23 protein-coding genes are annotated in these 25,514 nt (G+C 67.2%); 12 read left to right on the top strand and 11 right to left on the bottom strand.

Annotation, left to right across the window (positions count from 1 at the left end):
- Window positions 1–46: 46 nt before the first annotated feature.
- The 3 genes from fabI to FHT19_RS14095 all read right to left on the bottom strand — a co-directional run bounded on the left by fabI (window position 47) and on the right by FHT19_RS14095 (window position 3,021).
- Window positions 47–850, bottom strand: coding sequence for an enoyl-ACP reductase FabI (gene fabI, locus FHT19_RS14105; RefSeq protein WP_168555826.1), 804 nt, complete (start codon window positions 848–850; stop codon window positions 47–49).
- Between the two features lie 65 nt (window positions 851–915).
- The gene (locus tag FHT19_RS14100) at window positions 916–2,001 is read right to left on the bottom strand and encodes a YihY/virulence factor BrkB family protein (RefSeq protein WP_168555827.1); all 1,086 of its coding nucleotides are present in this window, start codon (window positions 1,999–2,001) and stop codon (window positions 916–918) included.
- 81 nt (window positions 2,002–2,082) lie between these two features.
- Complete coding sequence (locus tag FHT19_RS14095; RefSeq protein ID WP_168555828.1) at window positions 2,083–3,021, bottom strand: DnaJ C-terminal domain-containing protein; 939 nt, start codon at window positions 3,019–3,021, stop codon at window positions 2,083–2,085.
- A gap of 152 nt (window positions 3,022–3,173) precedes the next feature.
- Here FHT19_RS14095 and pdxH point away from each other — a divergent pair, with 152 nt between their 5' ends.
- From pdxH to thrS, 4 genes are all read left to right on the top strand, one after another.
- The gene (pdxH, locus tag FHT19_RS14090) at window positions 3,174–3,809 is read left to right on the top strand and encodes a pyridoxamine 5'-phosphate oxidase (RefSeq protein ID WP_248290470.1); all 636 of its coding nucleotides are present in this window, start codon (window positions 3,174–3,176) and stop codon (window positions 3,807–3,809) included.
- 9 nt (window positions 3,810–3,818) lie between these two features.
- Window positions 3,819–4,790, top strand: coding sequence for a cation diffusion facilitator family transporter (locus FHT19_RS14085; RefSeq protein ID WP_169475640.1), 972 nt, complete (start codon window positions 3,819–3,821; stop codon window positions 4,788–4,790).
- Between the two features lie 107 nt (window positions 4,791–4,897).
- Window positions 4,898–6,187: a glycosyltransferase family 39 protein gene (locus tag FHT19_RS14080; RefSeq protein WP_169475639.1), complete on the top strand. Its 1,290-nt coding sequence runs from the start codon at window positions 4,898–4,900 to the stop codon at window positions 6,185–6,187.
- A gap of 240 nt (window positions 6,188–6,427) precedes the next feature.
- Window positions 6,428–8,419: a threonine--tRNA ligase gene (gene thrS / locus FHT19_RS14075; RefSeq protein ID WP_169475638.1), complete on the top strand. Its 1,992-nt coding sequence runs from the start codon at window positions 6,428–6,430 to the stop codon at window positions 8,417–8,419.
- Window positions 8,420–8,588: 169 nt separating this feature from the next.
- Here the strand turns inward: thrS and ppa are convergent, their stop codons facing one another.
- The 3 genes from ppa to FHT19_RS14060 form a co-directional block, all read right to left on the bottom strand.
- A complete protein-coding gene (ppa, locus tag FHT19_RS14070) occupies window positions 8,589–9,143 on the bottom strand; it encodes an inorganic diphosphatase (RefSeq protein ID WP_168555832.1) in 555 nt (184 codons plus the stop codon).
- 118 nt (window positions 9,144–9,261) lie between these two features.
- Entirely contained in the window at window positions 9,262–9,882 is a 621-nt protein-coding gene (locus tag FHT19_RS14065; RefSeq protein WP_248290469.1) for a DUF1345 domain-containing protein, read from the bottom strand.
- A 50-nt stretch (window positions 9,883–9,932) separates the two neighbouring features.
- Window positions 9,933–11,945: a M61 family metallopeptidase gene (locus FHT19_RS14060; RefSeq protein WP_169475636.1), complete on the bottom strand. Its 2,013-nt coding sequence runs from the start codon at window positions 11,943–11,945 to the stop codon at window positions 9,933–9,935.
- Between the two features lie 114 nt (window positions 11,946–12,059).
- Between FHT19_RS14060 and hisS the strand changes: the two genes are divergently transcribed.
- From hisS to metK, 6 genes are all read left to right on the top strand, one after another.
- Window positions 12,060–13,322, top strand: coding sequence for a histidine--tRNA ligase (hisS, locus tag FHT19_RS14055; RefSeq protein WP_169475635.1), 1,263 nt, complete (start codon window positions 12,060–12,062; stop codon window positions 13,320–13,322).
- Window positions 13,322–14,392, top strand: a complete 1,071-nt coding sequence (gene prfA / locus FHT19_RS14050; protein WP_168555836.1) for a peptide chain release factor 1 — start codon at window positions 13,322–13,324, stop codon at window positions 14,390–14,392. The genes hisS and prfA overlap by 1 nt, the downstream gene beginning before the upstream one ends.
- On the top strand, window positions 14,385–15,263 hold the full coding sequence (gene prmC, locus FHT19_RS14045; protein ID WP_169475634.1) for a peptide chain release factor N(5)-glutamine methyltransferase: 879 nt from the start codon (window positions 14,385–14,387) through the stop codon (window positions 15,261–15,263). Before prfA ends, prmC begins: the two co-directional genes overlap by 8 nt.
- Window positions 15,264–15,472: 209 nt before the next feature.
- Window positions 15,473–16,426 carry a DUF4167 domain-containing protein gene (locus tag FHT19_RS14040; RefSeq protein ID WP_169475633.1) on the top strand — a complete coding sequence of 318 codons (954 nt, stop codon included), beginning with the start codon at window positions 15,473–15,475 and terminating at the stop codon, window positions 16,424–16,426.
- 122 nt (window positions 16,427–16,548) lie between these two features.
- The gene (gene lnt, locus FHT19_RS14035; RefSeq protein ID WP_348981794.1) at window positions 16,549–18,183 is read left to right on the top strand and encodes an apolipoprotein N-acyltransferase; all 1,635 of its coding nucleotides are present in this window, start codon (window positions 16,549–16,551) and stop codon (window positions 18,181–18,183) included.
- A gap of 42 nt (window positions 18,184–18,225) precedes the next feature.
- Complete coding sequence (metK, locus tag FHT19_RS14030; protein ID WP_169475632.1) at window positions 18,226–19,443, top strand: methionine adenosyltransferase; 1,218 nt, start codon at window positions 18,226–18,228, stop codon at window positions 19,441–19,443.
- 59 nt (window positions 19,444–19,502) lie between these two features.
- Here the strand turns inward: metK and FHT19_RS14025 are convergent, their stop codons facing one another.
- The gene (locus FHT19_RS14025; protein WP_211184927.1) at window positions 19,503–19,961 is read right to left on the bottom strand and encodes a nucleoside deaminase; all 459 of its coding nucleotides are present in this window, start codon (window positions 19,959–19,961) and stop codon (window positions 19,503–19,505) included.
- Window positions 19,962–20,094: 133 nt separating this feature from the next.
- Between FHT19_RS14025 and rpmB the strand changes: the two genes are divergently transcribed.
- Window positions 20,095–20,385 carry a 50S ribosomal protein L28 gene (gene rpmB, locus FHT19_RS14020; protein ID WP_168555840.1) on the top strand — a complete coding sequence of 97 codons (291 nt, stop codon included), beginning with the start codon at window positions 20,095–20,097 and terminating at the stop codon, window positions 20,383–20,385.
- Between the two features lie 79 nt (window positions 20,386–20,464).
- Here the strand turns inward: rpmB and FHT19_RS14015 are convergent, their stop codons facing one another.
- From FHT19_RS14015 to FHT19_RS14000, 4 genes are all read right to left on the bottom strand, one after another.
- Window positions 20,465–21,442, bottom strand: coding sequence for an esterase-like activity of phytase family protein (locus FHT19_RS14015; protein WP_169475631.1), 978 nt, complete (start codon window positions 21,440–21,442; stop codon window positions 20,465–20,467).
- A gap of 71 nt (window positions 21,443–21,513) precedes the next feature.
- A complete protein-coding gene (msrB, locus tag FHT19_RS14010) occupies window positions 21,514–22,041 on the bottom strand; it encodes a peptide-methionine (R)-S-oxide reductase MsrB (protein WP_248290468.1) in 528 nt (175 codons plus the stop codon).
- A gap of 128 nt (window positions 22,042–22,169) precedes the next feature.
- Entirely contained in the window at window positions 22,170–23,402 is a 1,233-nt protein-coding gene (locus tag FHT19_RS14005; RefSeq protein WP_169475630.1) for an ABC transporter permease, read from the bottom strand.
- A complete protein-coding gene (locus tag FHT19_RS14000; RefSeq protein WP_169475800.1) occupies window positions 23,399–24,355 on the bottom strand; it encodes an ATP-binding cassette domain-containing protein in 957 nt (318 codons plus the stop codon). The genes FHT19_RS14005 and FHT19_RS14000 overlap by 4 nt, the downstream gene beginning before the upstream one ends.
- 60 nt (window positions 24,356–24,415) lie before the next feature.
- Here FHT19_RS14000 and queG point away from each other — a divergent pair, with 60 nt between their 5' ends.
- Complete coding sequence (gene queG / locus FHT19_RS13995) at window positions 24,416–25,504, top strand: tRNA epoxyqueuosine(34) reductase QueG (protein ID WP_248290467.1); 1,089 nt, start codon at window positions 24,416–24,418, stop codon at window positions 25,502–25,504.
- Window positions 25,505–25,514 lie beyond the last annotated feature (10 nt).

Genomic DNA, 25,514 nt, shown 5'->3' with positions numbered 1-25,514 from the left:
GCCACCTCGGGGCGAACCCGGGGTGGCCTTTCGACCTTGAGGCCGATCAGCTCAGCGCAATATCCGGTGCGTCTTCCTGTTTCATGCCGACCAGGTGATAGCCTGCGTCGACATGGTGCACTTCGCCGGTGACGCCGGCGGACAGGTCGGACAGGAAATAGAGGCCGGAGCCGCCTACGTCCTCGATCGTGGAATTGCGGCGGAGCGGCGCGTTCAGCTCGTTCCACTTGAGGATGTAGCGGAAATCGCCGATGCCGCTGGCGGCCAGGGTCTTGATCGGGCCGGCCGAGATGGCATTGACGCGCACCCCTTGCGGGCCGCAATCGTTGGCGAGGTAGCGCACGCTGGCTTCCAGGGCCGCCTTTGCCACGCCCATCACGTTGTAATGCGGCACGACCTTTTCCGCGCCATAATAGGTCAGCGTCAGGATCGATCCGCCATGGGGCATCATCGGCATGGCGCGCTTGGTCACGGCGACCAGGCTGTAGGCCGAGATGTTCATGGTCATCAGGAAGTTGTCGAGCGTGGTATCGTAGAACCGCCCGCGCAACTGGTTCTTGTCGGAATAGCCGATGGCGTGGACGACGAAGTCGATCGTTTCCCACCGCGCCTTGAGCGTTTCGAACGCGACATCGAGCGCGTCCATGTCGGCCACGTCGCATTCGATCAGGAAATCGCTGTCGAGGCTTGCGGCCAGCGGGCGCACGCGCTTGGCCAGCGCCTCTCCCTGATAGGAGAAGGCCAGCTCTGCCCCCTGTTCGTGCAACTGCCGGGCTATGCCCCAGGCTAGCGACTTGTCATTGGCGAGGCCCATGATCAGGCCGCGCTTTCCCTTCATCAATCCGGTCATGCGCCCTCGTACGCTCCTGCCCCGGTGTGCGCGTGCCCCTCAAAGAGGCGCGGCCAACGGGCATGTCATTCTGGTTCGGGCGCGCCGGCCTGGCGAATGGCCCGCGCGCGATCATCTGCCTGGCCCAGCATGTCGCGCTCCTCCGGAGTTTCGGCGAGCGCGGCATTGAGTTCGGCACCTATTACCATCCCTATGCCGACCAGCCAGAAAAAGAAAAGGGCGATCATCACCCCGGCCAGGCTGCCGTAGGTCAGATCATACGAGAAAACCGAAGCGAGGAGTTTGGGCAACAGGATGCTCACCCCCAGCCACCACAGCGAAACGAACAGCGCGCCCGGCCATTTGGGATAGCGATTCGACCGATAGGCGCTGGGCGTGAGCGAGAGAAACAGCAGCCACAGCGCGCCGAACAGCACCAGCGTGGGCAGGAAACGCCCCGCCGCCAGGCCATCGATCCAGGCGCCGAACTGCGGCAGCCAGGCCGCGATCACTTCCTGCGCTGCCCCGATCGCCACTTGCGCCAGGATGGAAACGAGAATCAGCACGACCGAGGCGATGATCAGACCCGTCGACATCAGGCGATAGCGCCAGAACGCGTGCTCCCAGTTCGTGCCATAGGCGCGGCGCAGGATATCGCGGATGGTTTCGACCAGGCTGCTCACCGTCCACAGCCCGACAAGGCCGCCGATCCACAGCAGGTGGCCGGTGCGCGCTTCCACCGCGGCGCGGGCCACCGGCTCGATCGTGGTGGCCACCACCGGGGGCAGGGCCATGAGCACGGTGTTGATCGCGGCGGTGCGCTGGCTGGCTTCTCCGATCAGCGAAAACAGCGCGGCCCCGGTGATGAAAAAGGGGAACAGCGCGATCAGCACCATATAGGCAAAGTTGCCGGCGTGGATGAAACCGTCGTTGATGACGCCGGTCCAGATGCGTTTGAGCGTTTCATGGATGCGGGTGCCGGGGCGCAATTCCTCGCGCGCTTCGTCCCATTCGGCACGCAAGCGGCGGTGCAGCGCGGCGCGGCGGCGCGCCTCTGGCGAAAGATCGGGCACCAGCGCCTTGGCCCCGTCGGGAACCCCCGGCACGTGATCGGCGCGATCAGGGTCGATGTTGGCGGGATCGGCGCCGGCAGGATCGAATTGATTGTCCATCACTTGTGGCAATGCACGGAAGGCCGGTCGGCTCCCGGCCGGGCGCAACCCGCGGGTGCCACAAGGATGGTTTCAGCCGGTTCAGGCACCAAGGCGCGCGCGCGGATTGCGCCCGTCGTGCCAACCGGCAAGGCGCGCCTTGAGATCGGCGTCGTCGGCCGGAAGGTCGATCTGCAGCGTCACCAGCTGGTCGCCACGTTCGCCATCCTTGCGGGAAAAGCCCTTGCCCTTGAGGCGCAGGGTGCGCCCGCTGCTGCTGCCCGGCGCCACCGTGAGCATGACCGCGCCATCGGCAGTGGGCACTTTCACCTTGGCGCCATTGACCGCTTCTTCCAGGGTGATCGGCAGGTCCAGGCGAATATTGTCCCCATCGCGCACGAAGAAGGGATGCGGGGCGATCTCGATCGTGATCAGCGCATCGCCCGGCCCGCCGGGGCCCGGTTCGCCCTTGCCAGCCAGGCGCATCTGCTGCCCGGATTCGACACCCGGCGGCAGCTTGAGTTCGATCGTGCTGCCCGAAGACAGCGTGACGCGCTGCGCGGCGCGGGTGGCCGCCTCCACGAAGGGCACTTGCAGGCGATAGCTGACATTGGCGCCCTTGGGCGGTGGGGGACGGCGCCCGCCACCCATTCCGCCCATTCCACCCATGCCGCCGCGCCCGCCGAACAGGCCTTCGAACAGGTCCGACAGGTCAGGCCCGTCACCGCTTTCGAAGCCGCCATCGTGGCGAAAGCCGCCCTGGCCACCGCGAAAGCCGCCGCCGCCGAAACCACCGCCCCCGAATGGCATCGTCGGGTTGCCGTCGGCATCGATCTCGCCGCGGTCGAACTTGGCGCGCTTGTCCTTGTCGGACAGCAGATCATAGGCGCGAGTCACTTCGGCAAAGCGCTCGGCCGCCTTGGGATTGTCCTTGTTGTGATCGGGATGCAGTTCCTTGGCGAGCTTGCGATAGGCCGATTTCACGTCCTTTTCGCTCGCACTGCGCGCCACGCCGAGAATGGAATAAGGGTCTGCTGCCATGGCTCTCTAGCTAGGGACAGGGCGCCTTGCCCGCAAGGCTCGCTTTCAACATCGTTGCGCCCGCGATAGAGCGCCTTGACCCATATCATCGCGGGAATGGATGCAAGGCGTCCATCATGCCCGCCACCATGCTGCCAACAGGACATTTTCCCGTGACCGAACAGAGCCAGGACGCGATTCCCCACGGCGATCCCTTTGCCATCTTCGAGGACTGGTTCGCCCAGGCCCAGGCGAGCGAGCCCAACGATCCCAATGCCATGGCGCTGGCCACCGCCACGCCCGAAGGCGCGCCTTCGCTGCGCATGGTGCTGCTCAAGGGCCACGGCGCCGATCTCGGGCCCAGCTTCGATCACGCCGGCGGCTTTGTGTTCTACACCAATTTCGAAAGCCGCAAGGGCGGTGAACTGGCCGCCAACCCGCAAGTGGCCCTGCTGTTTCACTGGAAAAGCCTGCGCCGCCAGGTCCGCATCGAAGGGCCGGTGGTGGAAGTGACGCCGGAAGCGGCCGATGCCTATTTCGCCAGCCGCCATCCCGAATCGCGGCTGGGTTCGGCCGCGTCGGACCAGTCGCGCGTGCTGCCCTCGCGCCAGGTCTATCTCGATCGCGTGGCGGCCCTGCGCGCGCAGTTTCCTGACGGTAACGTGCCGCGCCCGGCGCACTGGTCGGGCTATCGCGTGGTGCCCCGCGCCATCGAATTCTGGCAGGATCGCGACTATCGCCTGCACGAACGCCGCCGTTTCGTGGCGGATGGGCAAGGCGGCTGGACCAGCACCCTGCTTTATCCGTAAAGGGGCGGGATGACCCAGACCTCGCACGCAGACCTCAATCGCCGCGCCGCCATGGCCAGCAGCGCGGTGGCGCTCCTGCTGCTGGGCCTAAAAGGCTGGGCCGTGGTCCAGTCCGGCTCGCTGGCGATGCTGGGCAGCCTGGCGGACACCGCGCTCGATCTGGTGGCCAGCCTGGCGACGCTGCTGGGCGTGTGGATCGCGGCCATTCCCGACGATCACAACCACCGTTTCGGCCATGGCAAGGCCGAGGCGCTGGCGGCCATGTTCCAGGTGATCCTGATCTCGTTTTCCGCGCTGGGCCTGGCCTGGCGCGCGATTACCCAGTTCCTGGCCGGCGCCCCGGCGATCGAGGCCGAATCGGGTATCGTGGTTTCGGCCGTGGCGATGGGGGCAACGCTCGCGCTGCTCGCCTACCAGCGCATGGTGATCGCCCGCACCGGCAGCCTGGCGATCAGCACCGACAACGTGCACTACAAGTCTGACTTGCTGCTCAACGCGGCGGTGATCGCCGCGCTGGTGATCGAGCGGACCTTGAACCTGCCCGGCACCGACGCGGTCTTTGCCTTTGGCATCGCGCTGTGGCTGGCCTGGGGCGCCTGGGGTGCCTCGCAGGAAGCGGTGGACCAGTTGATGGACCACGAATGGCCGATCGAAAAGCGCGAGCGGTTCCTGGAAGTGGTGGCCCAGCATCCCGAGCTGAAAGGCCTGCACGACTTGCGCACGCGCACCAGCGGCAACCGCGATTTCGTGCAATTCCACGTGTGGGTGGACGGCAAGATGACCGTGGCCCAGGCCCACCGCGTGATGGACGAGATCGAGGAAAAGCTGATGGCCGAGTTTCCCGGGCTGGAAGTGCTGATCCATCCCGATCCCGAAGGCCACGTCGACGAAGCCGGCCTGGGCGCCACCGACCTGCTGGCGCCCGGCCCCAATGGCGAAAGCCCGGCGCTGGCGGTGCAGGGCGGGCCAGGCGAGGGATAGGGCCGGCGCTCGGGGCGAACGGATGTTGTGTGATTTTCTCCCTCTCCTCCTCCTCCTGCTCTGAAGACGATGGGGCTTTTTTAACGCTGGCGTTGTAGGTCGGGGCCATGGGGTTTCATCGGGCTTGGGCTTGGCTGGCGGAAGGGCGCCGCACCGTGATCGTGCTGTTCGCCGTCGCGCTGGGCCTGCGCGCGCTGGCGATTCTGGCGGCGGTCGAGCCGAGTTCCGACGCCGCCTGGTATTTCTCGCGCGCGGCGATGCTGGCCGATGGCCGGGGTTACCTGGGCGATCATGGCGCACCGACGGCCTATTGGCCGCCGGGCTGGCCGCTGGCGCTGAGCCTGGTGTTTCGCCTGACCGGCCCTTCGATCTGGGTGGTGGGCCTGTGCAACCTCGCTTTGTCGGCGCTGGCTGGCTGGCTTACGCTCGATCTTGGGCGGCGCCTGGCCGGCCATGAAGCGGCGGGCCGCCTCGCGCTGCTGCTCTGGGCGGTCTATCCCAATGCCGTGCTCTATGTGCCGCTGGCGCTGACCGAGGTGTTCTATACCACGCTGCTGCTGGCGCTGTGCTGGATCGTGGTGGCGCGGCAGGGCTGGGGCTGGACAGTGCTGGCCGGGCTGGTGCTGGGCCTGGCCACGCTGGTCAAGGCGCAGAGCCTGATCCTGGCGCCGCTGCTGCTGACGATTGCCTGGCTGCGACAGCCCGCGCCCTGGCCGCGCCTGCCGGGCATCGTGGGGCAAGGCCTGGTCATGGGCGCGGCCGCCCTGCTGGTGATTGCCCCGTGGACCCTGCGCAACCATCGCGAACTGGGCGCCTGGGTGCTGGTTTCCACCAACGGTGGCATCACCTTGCTGACCGGCAACAACGACAGCGCGCGCGGCGGCTTCACGCCCGACGATCCGGTGGTCAAGGCGCTCGATGCACGCACCGACCTGAACGAACTGGCCTATGACCGGGAGGCCGGCAGGCTGGGCATGGACTGGATCAAGGCGCACCCGGCTCCCTTCCTCAAGCTGATGCCGATGAAGCTGGCGCGGCTGTGGGGGCCCGATGGCGAAGGGCAATGGGCCTATGAAACCGGGTCGTGGGCCTATGCGGCCGCGCCGCGCGCGTTCCTGGCGCTGCGCGTGGCCAACCAGGCGTGGTATTGGGCCTTGCTGGCGCTGTTCGTCGCGGCCTTTCCTGTGATGCTGCGCGCGCGGCGCAGCGCCGGCCTCGGCCTCATCGATTGGTGGCTGCTGCCCTATGGCATTGCCGCCTATCCTAGCGTTATTGCCATGGTCTTTTCCGGGCAATCGCGCTTTCATTATCCGGCGATGCCGTTCGTGTGCGTCGCGGCGGCCTGGCTGATCGTGACCATGCTGCGCGGGCGTGACAGCACGGCGCCCTTGCGCTAAGGCGCTGCCCATGGACCTCCGTTCCGCCGCGCTGACTACTATCACCACCCCGGTGTGCCGGGGGTGGGGTCGCGCGGGCGCCTGATCGGCCCCACCGCAACGCCACCGCCCCGGTTCGGGCGGAATGGCATCTTCCTCCCGGATCGTTTCTGCCGGTTTCGGCCAAACCCGAGATGCCGCCCCTTTCGGCGCCGCGGCACTTGTGCCATGGCGCGCGTCATATCCCGCAAGAGAGATCCGATGTCAGACCTGCTCAAGATCACCCTGCCCGATGGTTCGCTGCGCGAAGTGGCGCCGGGTACCACGCCGGCCGATATTGCCGCCGCGATCGGCCCGGGCCTCGCCAAGGCCGCGATCGGCGCGCGCGTGAATGGCGAGCTGTTCGACATCACCCGCCCGTTCGAGGGTGACGCGCAACTGGCGCTGGTCACCGCGCGCGACGAGGCCGACGCCCTGGAACTGGTGCGGCACGACTATGCCCACGTCTTGGCCGAGGCGGTGCAGGCGCTGTTCCCCGGCACGCAGATCACGTTCGGCCCCGCCACCGACGATGGCTTCTATTACGATTTCGCCCCCGTCCGCCCGTTCACCGAGGAGGACCTGCCGGCGATCGAGGCGGAGATGCGCAAGATCATCGCCGCCGACAAGCCGTTGCGCCGCGAAGTGTGGAGCCGCGCGGACCTGATCGCCCGCTGGAGCGAGCAGGGCGAGACGTTCAAGGCGCAATGGGCCGCGGAACTGCCCGAGAGCGAGGAACTGACGGTCTATTGGTCGGGCAGCGACTGGCTCGACATGTGCCGTGGGCCGCACCTCGCCTCCACCGGCAAGCTCGATCCCAATGCCTTCAAGCTCACGCGCGTGTCGGGCGCCTATTGGCGCGGCGACCAGAAGAACGCGATGCTCAGCCGCATCTATGGCACCGGCTGGCTCAACAAGAAGCAGCTGGATGCACACCTCCACCGCCTGGAGGAAGCGGCCAAGCGCGACCATCGCAAGCTGGGCGCGGAGATGGACCTGTTCCACCTGCAGCAGGAAGCGCATGGTTCGGTGTTCTGGCACCCCAAGGGCTATCGCATCTGGCGCGAGCTGGAAGCCTATATGCGCCGCGCGATCGACGGCGCCGGCTATCGCGAGGTCAAGACCCCGCAGGTGATGGACGCGCGCCAGTGGGAGCAATCGGGCCACTGGGGCAAGTATCGCGAAAACATGTTCGTGATTCCCGACGAAGTGCCCAACACCGAGGACGACGGCCCGGTGATCAGCGGCGAGGCCGACTGGATGGCCCTCAAGCCGATGAACTGCCCGGCGCACGTGCTGATCTTCCGCCAGGGCCTGAAATCCTATCGCGAGCTGCCGCTGCGCCTTTATGAAAACGGCTGTTGCCACCGCAACGAGCCGCACGGCGCGCTGCACGGGCTGATGCGCGTGCGCCAGTTCACCCAGGATGACGCGCATATCTTCTGCCGCGAAGACCAGATCGTGGACGAAGTGCGCGCGTTCTGCGAACTGGCCGACCGCATCTACAAGGACTTCGGCTTTACCTATTCGATCAAGCTGGCGCTGCGCCCGGAAAAGCGCTTTGGCACCGAAGCGATGTGGGACCAGGCCGAGGCCGAACTGCGCGATGCCGTCGCCACCGCCGGCCTTGCCACGCCCGAATATGGCTGGGAAGAACTGCCCGGCGAAGGCGCGTTCTATGCGCCAAAGCTGGAATGGCACCTGACCGATGCCATCGGCCGTACCTGGCAGGTGGGCACGATCCAGTCCGACCGCGTGCTGCCCGAGCGGCTTGACGCCGGCTATATCGCCGAGGATGGTGAGCGCCATCGCCCGGTCATGCTGCACCGCGCGATCTTCGGTTCCTATGAACGCTTCATCGGCATCCTGATCGAGCATTTCGCCGGCAAGCTGCCGACCTGGCTGGCCCCGACCCAGGCCGTGGTGGCGACCATCGTTTCGGACGCCGATGGCTTTGCCGTCCAGGCGACCGAGGCGCTGCGCGCCGCCGGCATCCGGGTGGAAAGCGACCTGCGCAACGAGAAGATCAACTACAAGGTGCGCGAACACTCACTGCAAAAGGTGCCGTACCTTTTGGTGGTGGGCAAGCGCGAGGCCGAGGAAGGCACCGTGGCGATCCGCCGCCTGGGCGAGCAGGCGCAAGCCGTGCTGCCGCTGGCCGAGGCGATTGCGCTGATCAAGGCCGATGCGCTGGCGCCGGATCTGCGGGGGTAAGGGAGCCACCTCCCCATTGTATGGGGAGGATCTTTTCCCTCGATCCTCCCTGCCGAAGGCGGGGAGGGGGACCGCCGCGAAGTGGTGGTGGAGGGCCCCAAGGATACAAAAAAGGCCAGGGTCGCATGTCCGACCCTGGCCTTTTTATGCCATCAGGCGAAAGGGTGGATTACTCCGCCGCTTGCTTGGCCGCCTTGGCTTCGTTGTAGCGTTCGATCGCTTCCACCGTGATGCGGCGGGCGTCGTCGGCGCCGCCCCAGGTGCCCACGCGCACCCACTTTTCCTTTTCCAGGTCCTTGTAGTGGGTGAAGAAGTGCTCGATCTGCTTGAGCACGATTTCGGGCAAGTGATCCTTTTCCAGCACTTCGGTGTAATACGGGAAGGTGGAATCGACCGGCACGCAGACCAGCTTTTCATCGCCGCCCTGTTCATCTTCCAGGTTCAGCACCGCGATCGGGCGGGCGCGGACAACGCAGCCGGGGATGAACGGCGAGCGGGCAATGACCAGCGCGTCGAGCGGGTCGCCATCGGGCGACAGGGTGTGGGGGACGAAGCCATAGTTGGCCGGATAGCGCATCGGCGTGTGCAGGATGCGGTCCACGAACAGGGCGCCGGATTCCTTGTCGAACTCGTACTTCACCGGTTCGCCGCCGACCGGCACTTCGATCACGACATTGAGGCTTTCGGGCGGATTGTCCCCGGTGGGGATAAGGTCGATGCGCATCGGTTCTTTCTTGCCTTGGTTCAGGCCCGTCGGGCCAGTTGTTGTTCGCCGTCCACCGGCTCTAGCGCCGTGGCTTTTGCGTCGCAACAATACTTGTGACGCATTCCCCTATCGTTGGTTAACCGGCGCCCAGCGCGTTGATGGTGAAGGCGATCACGCCGATGTTGAAAACAAGGGCGGCAAAGGAATGCAGCGTCACGATCCGGCGCACGCGCCCGCTGGTGATCGCGGTGTCCGAAGTCTGGAACGTCATGCCCAAGGTGAATGAAAAATAGGCGAAATCGAAATAGTCGGGGGTCTTGGTATCGGGAAAGTCCAAGCCGCCGCGATCCTTTCCGCTGTCTTCGTCGCGGGTATAGTAAAGATGGGCATAGTGCAGGCCATAGACCGTGTTGGCAAAAAGCCAGGTCAGCAGCAGCGTGCCGATCAGCCGCACCTTGGCCAGCGAATCGCCATGGGCGGCGCGCGGCAGTTCGCCGGCGATCGCCGCCATGACCACCAGGGTCAGCACCGTGGTGATGCACAGCACCGCCGCGCGGTTGGCATCGTTGTCCACCGAGCTTTGCCGCATGGTATCGGCATCGGCACAGCGCAGCAGCGGAATCAACGAGCCCAGGAAGGCGAGTGCAGCAAAGTCAAAGCCCATGGCCAGCGAATCGGCCAGTTCGGCACCCTTCTGGCTGAGCGGGTGCCACACCCACCAGCCAGCGGTGCCGCCCATGAACAGCAACAGGAACATAAGAAAGCGGGGCGGGGCCAGGCGGCCCGGGTGCCACCCGGCCCGCGCCATCACTTGCCAGCCCTGCTCGTGCCGGTCTTGCTCTTGCCGGCCTTGGGGCTGAGCAGCTTGTCGAGACCGGTCGGCGCCGTGCCGGGCGCGGCGCGCACCAGCCAGGGCCAGCGCAGGCCATCGGCATATGTGATCGGCAGCGTGACATAGCGATCGTCGCGCTTGACCAGCAGTTCGATCGGCCGGCCCGCGCCGGGGTTGCCGGTCTTGGCATTGGTGATCGCGGCCTTGAGCTTGTCGGCGTCATAGGCGTCGCCGTTGACGGCCACCACCTGCATCCCCGAAACCAGGCCGGCCTTGAACGCCGGGCCATCCCAGCGCGAGGCCGTGACCTTGCCGTCCTTGTCCAGCGTCACGCCGAGCGAGTTGAACAGGCCCAGCACCTTGGCATCGGCCATGCGCGCCTTGTCATAGGGGTTGGGCTCTTCGCGGAATTCGAGCTTGTAGCCGCCGCGTTCGACCCCACCCAGCGGCACCGGCTGGCCCGGCGTCTGCAGCCGGGTCGTGAGGAAGCTGGCCCAGTCATAGGGATAGATGCCGTTCAGCGTCTTGACCACGTCCTCGAATTCATAAGTCAGCACGCCCCAATCACCGTCGCGCACGCCGAAGAATGCCTTGGCGAAATCGTCCAGGCCGCGTTTGCCGGCCGTGCCGTCGCGGATGATCTGGTCGGCTTCCAGCCATACCAGCGCGCCTTCGGTGTAATAGTCCTCGCCCCGGGTGAGCGAGGCATAGGGCTTGGGCTTGCGCGCGGCGAAGACCGGATCGAGCGTGGTGTCTTCGACCGAGCGCCACTCGCGCCCGGCCATCTGGCTGAAGGTGCCGGCATAGTTGGCCAGGCTGCCCAGCACCATGTCCTTGCTCTGCACGCCCGAGCGCGCGGCCAGGACCAAGCCCCAGAACTGGGTTTGCCCTTCATAGACCCACAGCAGGTTGTCCTGCATCGGCTGGCGATAGTCGGGCGTCCACAGCTTGGCCGAACGGCGATACTTGCCATCCCAGCTGTGGCTGAATTCGTGGGCGATCACGTTGCGGTCCCAGTCATAGCCGGCCCAGTCGGTCAGGCTCTTGGGCTCCTGCTGGTTTTCGCTGGAGCGGTGATGCTCCAGGCCGATGCCGCCCATCCGGTCGGTCAGCGCGAGGAGGAAATCGTAGTGATCGAAGTGGCGCGCGCCGAACGCGGCCACGGCCTCGTCGGCCAGGTTGCGATAGGCCTGCAGGTTTTCCGGCTTGATCGCCAGCAGTTCGGGCTTGTCGGCCACCAGATCGAGAGTGACGTCATGCCCCAGATCGTGCCGCGCGGCATAGATCCCGGCGAAGATCGGCGAATCGACCAGGGTTTCATAGTCCGTCTCGGCCCAGGTCACAGTGTTGCCGCTGCCGCTTTGCGTCTTGCCGTCGAGCGCGGTGAACACGGTCCACCCTTGCGGGAAGGTGACGGTGGGGCGCACCTTGATCTGGCGCACGTAATAGCCGGCGGGATAGAGGCTCATCTTCTCCCACTGCAGGTTGAGCATTTCGCGCGTGACGGTGATGCGCCCTTCGCTCTCGCGCAGCGGCGAGGTGTGGACGAAGCGGGCCACCACTTCGCTGGTGCCGGCCGGCAGGGTGATGTGGAAGGCGTTCACTTCCACCGGATCGCGCGTCCATGCCAGCTTTTGGCCCTTGGCCTCGAAGGTGATCTGGGCAAGCTCGGCCACCGGGCCGCGCGGGCCGTGTTCGCCGGGCAGCCAGCGCGGCAATTGCAGGATCAGTTCCTTGGCGCCCTGCGCCACGGGCACGGTTTCCACCACGCGAAAGGCACCGGTGGCAAGATCGGTCGCGTCGATCTGCAAGCCGATCGTGCCAACGTAGGGCACATCCTGTGCATCGGGCACCGACGGCGTGATCGGCACAGCCATCGGGCGGCTGTTGCTGGGGGGCTGGACCTGGGCCAGCGCCGGCTGAACCAGCATCAGGGTGGACAACGAAAGGGCGGAAAGGAGGCCAATGCCTTGGGGGGTCTTGCGCATGGCCCCTTTCATGGCGTGATAAAGTCTCATTCGCAACGGCCAGATGGGCTCAAAGCGCGACCATTTGCCGCAGAAGCTTCCCCCACCGCGCGAAAGCCGCTATCCGCGCGCGCCATGAGCAAGCAAGCGATCCCCACCCCGCAGGCCATCCGTGGCACCCAGGACATCTTCGGCGCCGAGGCGGAAGCCTTCGGCCATGTCGTCGAAACGTTCGAGCGCGTGCGCAAGCTCTACCGCTTTCGCCGGGTGGAAATGCCGGTGTTCGAAAAGACCACGGTGTTCTCTCGCTCGCTGGGCGAAACCACCGACGTGGTCTCCAAGGAAATGTATTCGTTCGAGGATCGCGGCGGGGAATCGCTGACCCTGCGGCCCGAATTCACCGCCGGCCTGGCCCGGGCCTATCTCACCAACGGTTGGCAGCAGCACGCCCCGCTCAAGATCGCGACGCATGGCCCCCTGTTCCGCTATGAACGCCCGCAAAAGGGCCGCTATCGCCAGTTCCACCAGATCGATGCCGAAGTGATCGGCGCCGCCGAGCCGCAGGCCGACGTGGAATTGCTGGTCATGGCCGACCAGTTGCTGCGCGAACTGGGCATTGCCGACGGCGTGACGCTTAACCTCAACACCTTGGGCGACGGGCCCAGCCGCGAGGCCTGGCGCGCGGCGCTGATCGAATACTTCCGTGCCCACAAGGACCAGCTTTCCGAAGATTCGCAGGACCGGCTGGAGCGCAACCCGCTGCGCATCCTCGATTCCAAGGACCCGCGCGACAAGCCGTTCACGGCCGATGCGCCGATGATCGACCAGTTCCTGTCTGATGAAGCGCAGGACTTTTTCGGCAAGGTGACGGCGGGCCTCGATGCGGCCGGCGTGGCCTGGGTTCGCGCGCCGGCGCTGGTGCGGGGCCTGGATTACTATCGCCACACCGCGTTCGAATTCATCACCGACCGGCTGGGCGCGCAGGGCACCGTGCTGGGCGGCGGGCGCTATGACGGGCTGCTCGAAGCCTTGGGTGGCCCGGCCACCCCGGCGGTGGGCTGGGCTGCGGGGATCGAGCGGCTGGCCATGCTGGTGGCCGATAGCCGCACGATTGCCGAACCGGCGGCCGACGTGGCGATCGTGCCGATGGGCGCGGCGGCAGAGGCCGCGTGCCTGGGCCTGGCCGCCACGCTGCGCCGGGGCGGGTTGACCGTGGACATGGGCTATCGCGGCAACATGAAGAAGCGGATGAGCCGCGCCAACGAAAGCGGCGCGCGCTTTGCCCTGATCGTGGGCGACGAGGAACTGGCGGCGGGCGAAGCGACGGTCAAGAACCTGGTTACCGGCACGCAGGAGCGCATGGCCCTCCACGCGATTCCGGCGCACATCGCCGCCTGATGGCCGTTTCCGACGCACGTCTGGGGCAGATCGCGGCGCGTTTTGCCGAACTGGAAGCGCGCCTGGCTTCGGGCACGCTGGAAGGCGAAGGCTTCGTTGCCGCCAGCCGCGACTATGCCGAGCTGGAACCGGTCGCGCGGGCCGCGCGGGCGGTGCAGGTCATGCGCGCCGAACTGGCCAGCCTGGCCGCGCTGGAAGAACCCGACGCCGAGATGCGCGCGCTCGCCGAAGAGGAAATGCACAGCCTTCGCAGCCTGCTGCCCGAGGCCGAGCGGACGCTGGCCATTGCCATGCTGCCGCGCGATTCGGCCGACGTGCGCCCGGCCATGCTGGAAATCCGCGCCGGGACCGGCGGCGACGAAGCGGCGCTGTTCGCGGCAGACCTGTTCCGCATGTACGAACGCTTTGCCGCCGAGCAGGGCTGGAAGGTTGAAGTGATCAGCGCCAATGCCAGCGAACTGGGCGGCTTCAAGGAAGTGATCGCCCATGTCGCCGGCCAGGGCGTGTTCGCACGGCTCAAGTTCGAAAGCGGGGTGCACCGCGTGCAGCGCGTGCCGGTGACCGAAAGCGGCGGGCGCATCCATACCAGCGCCGCCACCGTCGCCGTCCTGCCCGAAGCCGATGAAGTGGACGTGGCGATCGAGGACAAGGACATCAAGATCGACATCTACCGCGCCAGCGGCGCAGGCGGCCAGCACGTCAACACCACCGATTCGGCGGTGCGCATCACCCACCTGCCCACCGGCCTGGTGGTGACACAGCAGGACGAACGCAGCCAGCACAAGAACAAGGCCAAGGCGATGCAGGTGCTGCGCACCCGGCTCTATGACTTGCGCCGCGAACAGGCCCAGGGCGCCGAAGCCGAAGCCCGCCGCGCGCTGGTCGGCTCGGGCGACCGTTCGGAACGCATCCGCACCTACAATTTCCCGCAAGGCCGCGTGACCGATCACCGCATCAACCTGACGCTGCACCGCCTGCCCGAAGTGCTCGCCGGCCCGGGCTTGGGCGAACTGATCGATGCGCTTACCGCCGAAGACCAGGCCAAGCGCCTGGCCGCGATGGATGACTGATCCAACCGTCCGCCAGGCGCTGTTCCAGGCCGCGCAGACCCTTGCACCCAGCAGCGACACCGCGCGGCTCGATGCCGAGGTGTTGATGGCCCATGCCCTGGGTTGCACCCGCACCGACGTGCTGCTGCGCCACATGGATGCACCCGAGCCGGCCGGTTTTGCCGCGCTGGTTGCGCGGCGGACATGCCACGAGCCGGTGCCCTATATCGTGGGCACCCAGGAATTCTATGGGCTGGAACTGGCGGTCAATCCGGCGGTGCTGATCCCGCGCGGGGATAGCGAGACCTTGATCGAGTTGGCGCAGCGCGCACTGGAAGGCCGCCCGCCGGCGCGCATTCTCGATCTCGGCACCGGCTCTGGCGCGCTGTTGCTGGCGGCGCTGTCGATCTGGCCGCAGGCGGTGGGCACGGGGATCGAGCGATCGGATGCGGCGCGGGTGGTGGCAGCGGGCAATGCGCTGCGCCTGGGGCTGGACGCGCGCGCGCGCATGCAGCCGGGCGACTGGACCCGCCCTGGCTGGGCCGCCGCGCTGGGCCGGTTCGACCTGATCCTGGCCAACCCGCCCTATGTGGAAGACGAGGCCCCGCTCGAGCCCGGCGTGCGCGATTTCGAACCGGCCAGCGCCCTGTTTGCCGGGGCCGACGGCATGGCCGATTATGCCGTGCTGGTGCCGCAACTGCCTGAACTCCTGGCGCCAGGCGGCGTTGCGGTGGTGGAGATCGGCTGGCAACAAGGCGCGGCCGTGGTCGCCCTGGCGCAGGCCCATGGCCTGGCGGCGCGGGTGCATCCCGATCTCGCCGGGCGTGACAGGGCTGTGGAAATGACGTTTTGCCACAATATTTCGCTTGGCAAGCCCGCAAGCGATCACTAATTGTGCCAGCAGGCAGGGCGACGGATGAAGGCTTCCCGTCCCGGCCAGCTCCACCATTTGCACCCGCATCGGCCCTCTTGCAGGGGCTTCCGGCTGGCAGATGCTGGGAATCTGCGCACCCGTGCGTTGCGGGCGCGTGGCGGAGGGTTGCGCGGCGACAGGATCAGCACAAGATACCGACAGCCGCCCCAAACAAGGACGTGCCTGAGTTGAACAACAATCGTGGGAACAACCGCCGGCGCGGCCGCGGTAACAATCGTCCGCAAGGTGGCGGCCAGCAGCTCAATCGAATCGACAGCCGCGCGCGGGGCAATGCGCCCCAGCTGCTCGAAAAGTATCGCAAGATGGCGCAGGATGCCCACCTCAACGGGGATCGTGTCCAGGCCGAATACTATCTGCAGTTTGCCGATCACTATTTCCGCGTGATTGCCGATACCCGGCTGCGCCAGGAAGAAGCGCGCCAGCGCCATAGCGGCAATGGCGAACGCTGGACCGAGGGCGAGCCCGAGGATGACGGCATGGATTTCTCGATCGAAGGCGATTTTCCCGCTTTCGATCGGCCGTATGTCCGCCGCGAGGACCGCGAAGCCCGCAACACCGAGCGCCAGGATCGCCCCGAGCGGACCGAACGCCCGGAACGTGCCGAGCGTCCCGAACGGGCAGAGCGGGCAGAGCGCAGCGAACGGCCCGAACGCGCGGAACGCCCGGAGCGTGCCGAGCGCCAGGATCGCGAAGGCAATGGCCGCCGCCGCTTCGAAGACCGCCGCGCGCAGCAGGCCCCGGCCGAAGGCGCAGCGCCGATCGACCAGCCGGTGCCGCTTGAAGGCGTCCGCGCCGACGAGGGCGAGCCGGTGATCGACGTGACCGACAACCCCTTCATCCGCGAAAGCCGCAGCCCGCGTGGGCCCCGTGCCCGCACCGAACGCCGCCCGCGCCGCGCCGCGCCGGCCGAAGGGCTCGATCCGTCCAGCCTGCCGCCCGCGATCGGCGTGCGCAGCGAACCGGCTGTGGAAGCGGCCCCGCAACCCGCCCCGCAACCCACCGTGGCCGAAACGCGCGCGCCCGAAGCCTCGGTGGCCGAGCCGGCCAGCGAAGCGGCCCCCGCGCCCAAGCGCCGTGGCCGCCCGCGCAAGAACCCGCTGCCCGAAAGCGCCGAAGGCTGATCCTTTCGGCATGGCCGTACGATAGAAAGGCGCCCGCAGCCCGGGCGCCTTTTTTCGTGGTCGCAACGCTCTGCCGCGGCCGCGCTTGCCCTGGCCGCCGGGCCACCGCATAGAACGGCACGATGAACGCCTGGCTCCGCTCCCGTTTCGCCGCGCTGCTTGCGCTGGGTGATGATCCCCTGTCCCGCCGTGGCGAAGCGATCATGCTGGTGGTGGCGGGCGCGCTGGGGGCGCTGGGCTTTGCCCCGCTGGGATGGTGGCCGCTCACCCTGCTGGCGCTGGCCGTGCTGGCCGCGCGGATGCAGCGGGCGCGCACGCCGTTCCATGCCCTGTTGGTGGGCTGGCTGTGGGGCTGGGGCCATTTTTCCACCGGAAACGGCTGGATCGCCACGGCTTTCACTTATCAGGCGCAGATGCCGGCCTGGCTGGGCTGGATCGCGGTGCTGCTGCTGGCGGTCTATCTCGCGCTGTTTCCGGCCGCTGCCACGCTGCTGGCGTGGTGGCTGGGGCGGCGCTGGCGCCTGGCGCCGGTGCCCACGCTGGCGGCCTTGTGGATCGTGACCGAATGGGCACGCGGCTGGGTCTGCACCGGTTTCCCATGGAATCCGCTGGCGGCCACGGCGCTGGGCGGGTTCGATCGGCCTGGCCTGGCGCGCGTGCTGCCTTGGCTGGGCACGTATGCCTTGTCGGGGGTGGTGGTGCTGCTGGCGGGGCAATGGCTGTTTGCCCTGCGCGCCGGGGTGCAGCGGCGCTGGGCCCTGGCCGGCGCGCACTTCGCCCTGCCGGTGGCGCTGTTCCTGTTGCCGCTGGGCGGGCAGCAGGGGGCGGGCACCGTGCCGTTCACGCTGGTCCAGCCGAACATCGGCCAGGATGAGATCAACGATCCCACCCGCTATGAAGCGCAGTTCCAGCGCGCCGCCGCGCTCAGCCTGCCGCGCGTCTATGGCCAGCGGCGCCTGGTGCTGTGGCCCGAAAGCGGCGTGCCCGATTACCTCCAGACCGGCTATCCGGCGGCCTGGTATGCCGCCACCACCTTTGCCGGCGATCCGCTGCTGGCCCGCGCGCGGATGGGCCGCGTGGTCGGGCCGGGCGCGCTGTTGCTGACCGGCGCGGTAGACTTGGCGTTCAAGCCCAATCCGGCACCCGCCGCGATGCCGGTGGGCGCCTGGAACGTGGTGACCGCGATCGACAGCCAGGGCGCGATCCGCGGGCATTATGCCAAGGCGCACCTGGTGCCTTATGGCGAATATCTGCCGATGCGCGGCCTGCTCACACCGCTCGGCCTCTCACGCCTGGTGGCAGGCGATTTCGATTATTGGTCAGGGCCTGGGCCGCGCACGCTCGATCTTTCGGGCCAGGGCCTGCCGCGCGTGGGTGTGCAGATCTGCTATGAAATCGTCTTTTCCGGCCAGGTGATCGACCGCGCGAACCGCCCCGCCGTGCTGTTCAATCCGTCGAACGATGGCTGGTTCGGCGCCTGGGGCCCGCCGCAGCACCTGGCCCAGGCACGGTTGCGCGCGATCGAGGAAGGCTTGCCGGTGCTGCGTTCCACCACCAACGGCATTTCGGCGGTGATCGATGCGCGCGGCGGCGTGCGTGCCTTCATCCCGCGCCACGTGGCCAGCCGCATCGATGGGCTGGTGCCACCCGCGTTGGCCCCTACCCCGTTTGCGCGAATGGGCAATACATTGCCGCTTTTGTGGGCCGCAGGTCTTCTTTTGGCGGGGCTGGTTGCCTCGCGGCGCCGCCCGCGCTAGGAGGCGGCACATAAAGATTGCTTTATATCGGACCCTTTGCCCATGCGCAGCGATTACCTGTTCACTTCCGAAAGCGTCTCCGAAGGCCATCCCGACAAGGTCGCGGACCAGATCAGCGACGCCATCGTCGACCTGTTCCTGAGCAAGGACCCCGAGGCGCGCATCGCCTGCGAAACGCTGACCACCACCAACCTGGTGGTGCTGGCCGGCGAAATCCGCGGCCGCGGCATCATGGACACCAGCGGCGAATGGGCGCCCGGCGTGCGCGAGGAAGTGGAAGCGGTGGTGCGCGCCACGGTCAAGCGCATCGGGTATGAGCAGGAAGGATTCCACTGGCAGACCTTCCGCTTTGAAAACAACCTGCACGCGCAATCGGCGCATATCGCGCAAGGCGTGGACGCGGGCGAAAACAAGGACGAAGGCGCCGGCGACCAGGGCATCATGTTCGGCTTTGCCTGCGACGAGACGCCCGACCTGATGCCGGCCACGCTGGATTACAGCCACAAGATCCTGCAGCGCCTGGCCGACGATCGCCATTCCGGCGCCGCTCCGTTCCTGGAACCCGATGCCAAGAGCCAGGTAACCCTGCGCTTCCAGGATGGCCGCCCGGCGGCCGCCACGGCCATCGTCGTGTCCACCCAGCACAAGCCGGGCTATGACGAAGGCGCCAAGGATGCCGAGCTGAAGGCCTGGGTGAAGCAGGCCGTGGCCGCGGTGATCCCGGCCGAGCTGCTGTCGGACCAGACGGTCTATCACATCAATCCCACCGGCAGCTTCGAGATCGGCGGCCCGGATGGCGACGCCGGCCTCACCGGCCGCAAGATCATCGTCGATACCTATGGCGGCGCCTCGCCCCACGGTGGCGGCGCGTTTTCGGGCAAGGATCCGACGAAGGTCGACCGTTCGGCCGCCTATGTGACGCGCTATATCGCCAAGAACATCGTGGCGGCGGGCCTGGCCAAGCGCTGCACCATCCAGGTGGCCTATGCCATCGGCGTGTCGCAGCCGCTCTCGCTCTATGTCGATACCCACGGCACCGGCGCGGTAGACGATGCCACGCTGGAACGCGCGGTGGAACTGGTGGCCAAGCAGCGCCTGGGCGGGTTGACCCCGCGCGGCATCCGCGTGGGCCTGTCGCTCAACAAGCCGATCTATGGCGTCACGGCGGCCTATGGCCACTTTGGCCGCAAGCCCGATGGCGACCTGTTCCCCTGGGAGCGCACCGACCTGGTGGACGACCTGAAGGCCGCGCTCGCCTGAGGTCTCCCGCCCCAGCTTTGAAAAGCAGATGGCCCCGGACGCGTTCCGGGGCCATTTTCCTATCCCCGCCGCGCGCGGAAGAAGTCGCGCAGCAGCGTAGCGCTTTCCGCCTCGCCCAGGCCGGGATAGATTTCGGGGCGATGCAGGCAGGTGGGTTGGTCGAACAGCCGCGGCCCGTGTTCCACCGCGCCGCCCTTGGGATCGGGCGCGGCGTAATAGACGCGGGCCAGCCGGGCATGGGCAATCGCGCCGGCGCACATCGGGCAGGGTTCGAGCGTGACCCACAGATCGCATCCGTCCAGCCGTTCCTGGCCCAGCGCGGCCGCTGCCGCGCGAATCGCCAGCATTTCGGCATGGGCGGTGGGATCGTGCAATTCGCGTGGGCGATTGTGCGCGGCGGCGATCACCTCGCCACCCTTGACGATCACCGCGCCGATCGGCACTTCGCCGTGCAAGGCGGCCGCATGGGCCTGTTCCAGCGCCAGTTTCATGGGTTCGGGCAGGGGCCAACGGGTCATCGTGCATCCGCCTAACACACATTCTGGGCCGAACAAGGCATGAAGGTGCCACGAATCCTTGACTTCGCCGACGGATTCGATAATGGCCCCAGCTTCCAGATAGATCACCAGAACACGAAGCGAGTTTTTAGCCATGTCGCGCATTTGCGAACTGACCGGTAAGGGCCGCCAGATCGGTCACAACGTGAGCCACGCCAACAACAAGACCAAGCGCGTGTTCCTCCCCAATCTCCAGAACGTCACGCTGATGTCGGAAAAGCTGGATCGCAGCTTCAAGTTCCGCGTGTCGACCCACGGCCTGCGCTCGGTTGAGCACAACGGCGGCCTCGACAACTGGCTGCTCAAGCAGGACAGCGACAAGCTCAGCGCCCGCGCCCTCAAGGTGAAGCGCGAGCTGGTCAAGGCTGTCGCTGCCGCCGCCTGATCGGCTGCGCATCGATGCTCAAAAGGGGCCGGGGTTCTTCCCCGGCCTTTTTTGTTGCGTTGGCGGCACGGGCCCGCCCTTATGAGAGCTTCAGCTTGAGCAGCAGGGTGCGTTGCAGCCACACCATCTGGTTGCTGTCGGAAATCAGCCAGATCGCGGTGCTGCCATCGGCCTCGGGCGTGGCGACCATGCCTTCGTAATTGTCGCGAATGCGGGGATCGTCGATCCACGCGATCGGCTGCGCTTCCACCTGCGCGCCGGGGCGAATCGCGCGGGGATCGGCCACCAGCGTCACCACCGTGCGAAATCCGCCCAAGGTGAACTTGCGGCCCAGCACCAAGAGCCGCCCGTTGGGCGCCTGGGCCAGTTCCACCGGGCGATAGCCTTCGGGCATGATCAGTTCGAATCGCGCGGGTGCCTGGTTCGGGCGGGGCAGGCCGGGCCAGATCAGCCCGGTATGGCGCCGGCGCGACCACCAGTGGGCATAGACTTCGCCGATCGCCACGGTGCGGCCGTCGGCAAGCTGGCGCAGCGATTCGGGCCCCTGGTTGTTGGGCCATTCCATCAACACCGGCGCGGCAATCTTGCGATCGTGGGTGAAATCGGCGCTGAACTGGTGGAAGCGCGGGGTGCCTTCATAGCCGATCAGCACGTTGCCGCTGCGCGGATCGACCGAAACCGATTCGCTGTCGGTATCGATTTCCTGGCCGCGCCAGGCCTGGCGGATCGTGTCGCGCTGCCAGGTGTGCCGGGGCCCCGGTCGATCCGGGCGGCTGAACACCATCACCGCGTTGCGGTCGCTCACCGCCAGCAGATCACCCGAAGAGCGCACCGCAAGGGCAGAGAAGTTGCCGAAATCGGGATTGGCGCTGGTCAGTTGCCAGGCACCTGTCAGGGTGAGCGCACCATAGCGCGGATCGTGGCCGGCCGCGCGCAGGCCCGGCAGCAAATCGTGATAGATTACCGGACGATAGGGGCTGGGCGGCGGCAGGTGTTGGCGCACATAGATCGCCGGCACCAGGGCCAGGATCAACAGGAAAAGGGCGATACGGCGCATCGCCAGCGGCCTTGGCACGGATGGCCAAGGGGGGGAAGCCCTATCAGGCCCGCCCCATCAGGCCCGCCCCATCAGGTAGGTAGGAACACCATGCCCTTGCCGTTCATGCAATAGCGCTTGCCGGTGGGCGGCGGGCCATCGTCGAACACGTGGCCCAAGTGCCCGCCGCAACGGCGGCAATAGACTTCGGTGCGCTCCATGCCGAGCGTTGTGTCGGAACGCAGGCCCACCGCGCCGGGCAGGGGCTTCCAGAAGCTGGGCCAGCCGGTGCCGCTTTCGAACTTGGTGGCAGAAGCGAACAGCGGTTGCTTGTCGGCCGCGCAGGCAAAAGTGCCCTTGCGATGCTCGTTCAGCAGGCTTGAGGAAAACGGCCGCTCGGTGCCCGCTTCGCGCAGGATGTAGAACTGTTCCGGGGTGAGCAGGCGGCGCCATTCCGCCTCGCTGTGCTGCACCGGAAACACGTCCTTGGGGCCGGACGGCGCAGGCCGGGCGCGGCAGGCGCCGGCCATCGGCATCACAAGTCCGGCGCCCAGCCAGCCCAACAGGCGGCGGCGCGATGGACGGGAGGCGGGAGGGGCAAGGCCTTCAGTCATCACCATAGGCGCCTATATCGGGCTGGCGGGCAACCGGTGCAAGATGGTCTCGCGGGCAGTGCGGGGGGCAATGCCTGCCCGCGAGACAAGACGAGTTATGCGCACGCCGGCTGAACCCAGGCTGAGCGAGGCTGTCAGCCTTTGGCAAGGAGACCCTTGCGCGCCTTGCGCCCCTTGGCGGGCCCGGACTTCATCACCGTGCGGCGGAACAGTTGCGCGCCCATGCGCACGATCAGCACCACGCACAGCGCCTGCCAGCCCAATGCCACCAGATGCGGCCAGATCGCCGGCTCGCGCGCGGCGCGGGCCAGCATGGCAAAGGGGGAAGACAGCGGAAAGGCCAGCGCGGCCCAATCCACCCAGGTACCCGGCCGCGCCAGGGCATAGCTGGCAAAGAAGAACACCATCAATTGCAGCATGGTGACCGGCATAGACAGCGTCTGCACTTCGCGCACGGTGGTGGCCATCCCGCCGATCGACAGGAACAGCGAGCCAAGCAGCAGATAGGCCATGGCAAAATAGAGGAAGCCGAGCACGAAGAACAACGGCCAGCCCACCGCCGGAGCAGCCAGCGTCGGCAGCGATTTCATGCCCAGCGCCAAAAGCGTGCCCCAGGCCGAACCCCACACGGCCATGCCCACCAGGCTCACGCCGAGCATGGCAAACAGCTTGCCAAGGAACAAGGCGTCCATGGGGATCGAGGCGGCCAGGACCTCGATGATCTTGTTGGCCTTTTCCTCCACCAGGTTGGACAGGACCATACCTGCCAGCAGCATGGTGAGCAGGAACAGCAGCACTTGCCCGGCCTGCGCGGTCGTCACCTGCCCGCTTTGCACCTTGGCCACGCTGGTGGCCACTTCGTCCACCGCCACTGGCGGCAGCGACGCGGGCGCCAGGCTTTGCGCACGGGCGGCAAACAGCGCGATCATGCCCTGCCACATGCGCGCGCGTTCGGGCGTGGCGGTGAGGACCGGGTGCGCCAGGCTGCCCGAAACCACGGCCGCCAGTTGCCCATCAACCTTGCCGCCAGGGCCGCGATGGCCGGCGAGCGCCGCGCGGGCGTCATAAGTGCGGCCGCCCCATGGCGCGTCGAGCACCACGAAATCGGGCACGTCGCCCGGCATGGCATCGGCCAGGGCGCGATGCGCCTCGATCATCCGCGCCGCTTCATCCGCCGGCAGGGCGATGCCCACTTGCGGGTGATCGAGGTCTTTCTGCACCTGGGCGCCGATGGCCCCGGCCATGCCGCCCACGATGATCGGGAACAGCGGCCCCAGCAGGAAGAACACGAAGCTCTTGGACCAGATCACCGCCACGAAATCGCGGCGGGCGATCACCCAGGCGGCGCGCAGCTTTTCAGGGATCATCGCACGGCCTCCGGCATCTGCGCATTTTCTTCCAGGGCGCGGGCGGCCGCCTCCCCGGCAATGGCGACAAAGGCATCGTGCAGCCCGGGCCGCTCGATCGAGAGCGAGAGAATGCCCGCCTCCCCTTCGATCAAGGCGCGCAGCAAGGGCTCCACGCCGCTTTCGGGCAGGGTGAAATGCCAGAATGCGCCTTCGCTGCGCGCGTCAGCAGGGAGGGCGGCGCGCCAGGCGCCGTCGCGTGCGCGGGTTTCCAGCCGCACTTGCGGGCGCAGCCGGTCGCGTGCGTCGTCCACCAGCCCGGCGAACGGCACCTTGCCCCCGGCGATGATCGCCACCTGGTCGCACAGGCGCTCGGCATGGGCGATGACGTGGGTGGAAAAGATCACCGTGGTGCCGCGTTCGGCGAGGCCCCGAATCATCTTTTCCAGCTTGCCCTGGTTGAGCGCGTCCAGCCCTGAGAAAGGCTCGTCGAACACCACCAGTTCGGGCTGGTGCACCAGCGTGCCCAGCAATTGTACCTGCTGCGCCATGCCCTTGGACAATTGGCGGATCTGCCGGTCGGCGGCATAGCTCAGGCCATGTTCCTCCAGCAGCTCGCGCGCCCGCGCCCGCCCGGTCTTGAGCGGCACCCCGCGCAGCGCGGCGAGGAAGGCGATGGCCTCGGTCGCTTTCATCGCGGGGTAGAGCCCGCGCTCTTCGGGCAGGTAGCCGATGCGGCGGGCCACTTGCGTCGGGCGTTCGCAGCCGAGCACGCGGCGCAGGCCCGAATCGGGATCGATGATGCCCAGCAGCATGCGCAGCGTGGTGGTCTTGCCCGCGCCATTGGGGCCGAGAATGCCATAGATCGCGCCGCGCGGCACGCGGATGTCCACGCCATCGACGGCGGTGAACCCGTCGAACCGCTTGATCAGGCCCTGCGCCTCGATCGCCCAATCGCCCGCTTGCCCAATCATCATTGCCGCGCCATGCCCCTTCTCACTGTCCCACCCTCTAGCACACAAGAGACGGAATACTTGGTTAAAGCCCCCCCTTCTGCGCCTTTGGAACAGCGCCTGCGCGAGGAAGCGTTGCGGCTGGGCTTTGCCACGTGCGGCATCGCGCCGGCCACGGACGATCCGGCGCGCGCGGCGCGGCTGCACCAATGGCTCGCCGAAGGGCGGCACGCCAGCATGGAGTGGATGGAGACGCGAGCCGAGCAGCGCCAGGGGCCGCAATCGCTGTGGCCCCAGGCGCAAAGCGTGATCGCGCTGGGCATGAGCTATGCCCCCGCGCACGATCCGCTGGCCCTGGCCGAAGTGGCCGATCGCGGGCGCATTTCGGTCTATGCCCAAGGGGTGGACTATCACGACGTGGTCAAGCGCACGTTGAAAGCGCTGGCGCGCTGGCTGGTGGCCGAAGAGCCGGGCGCGGAAGTCAAAGTCTTCGTCGATACCGCGCCAGTGATGGAAAAGCCGCTGGGGCAGGTGGCGGGGCTGGGCTGGCAGGGCAAGCACACCAACCTGGTCAGCCGCCGGCATGGCTCGTGGCTGTTCCTGGGGGCGATCTATACCACGCTCGATCTCGTGCCCGATGCGCCGCACCAGGATCGCTGCGGCAGTTGCACCGCCTGCCAGGATGCCTGCCCCACCGGCGCATTCCCCGCGCCCTATCAGCTCGATGCGCGGGCGTGCATTTCCTACCTCACCATCGAGCACAAAGGGCCGATTGCCGAGGAATTCCGCGCCGCGCTGGGCAACCGCATCTATGGCTGCGACGATTGCCTGGCGGTGTGCCCGTGGAACCGCTTTGCCAAGGCGGCGGCGGACAACCGCGCGTTCCTGCCCCGCGCCGAGCTTGTGGCGCCGCGCTTGGCGGAACTGCTGGCGCTGGACGATGCCACGTTCCGCCAGGTCTTTGCCGGATCGCCGATCAAGCGCATCGGCCGCAACCGCATGGTGCGCAACTGCCTCTATGCGGCCGGCAACAGCGGCGACCCGCGTCTGATCGGCCCGGTGCGCGCGCTGCTCGATGATCCCGATCCGGTCGTGGCCGAAGCCGCGCAGTGGGCGCTGGCGCGGCTAGACGACCAAGCATCCGAACGGCGATCGTCACCCCGGGCTTGACCCGGGGTCC

The organism is Novosphingobium sp. SG919, assembly GCF_012932495.1.
Taxonomy (GTDB): domain Bacteria; phylum Pseudomonadota; class Alphaproteobacteria; order Sphingomonadales; family Sphingomonadaceae; genus Novosphingobium; species Novosphingobium rhizosphaerae.
This window is presented reverse-complemented; position numbering and strand designations above follow the sequence as displayed.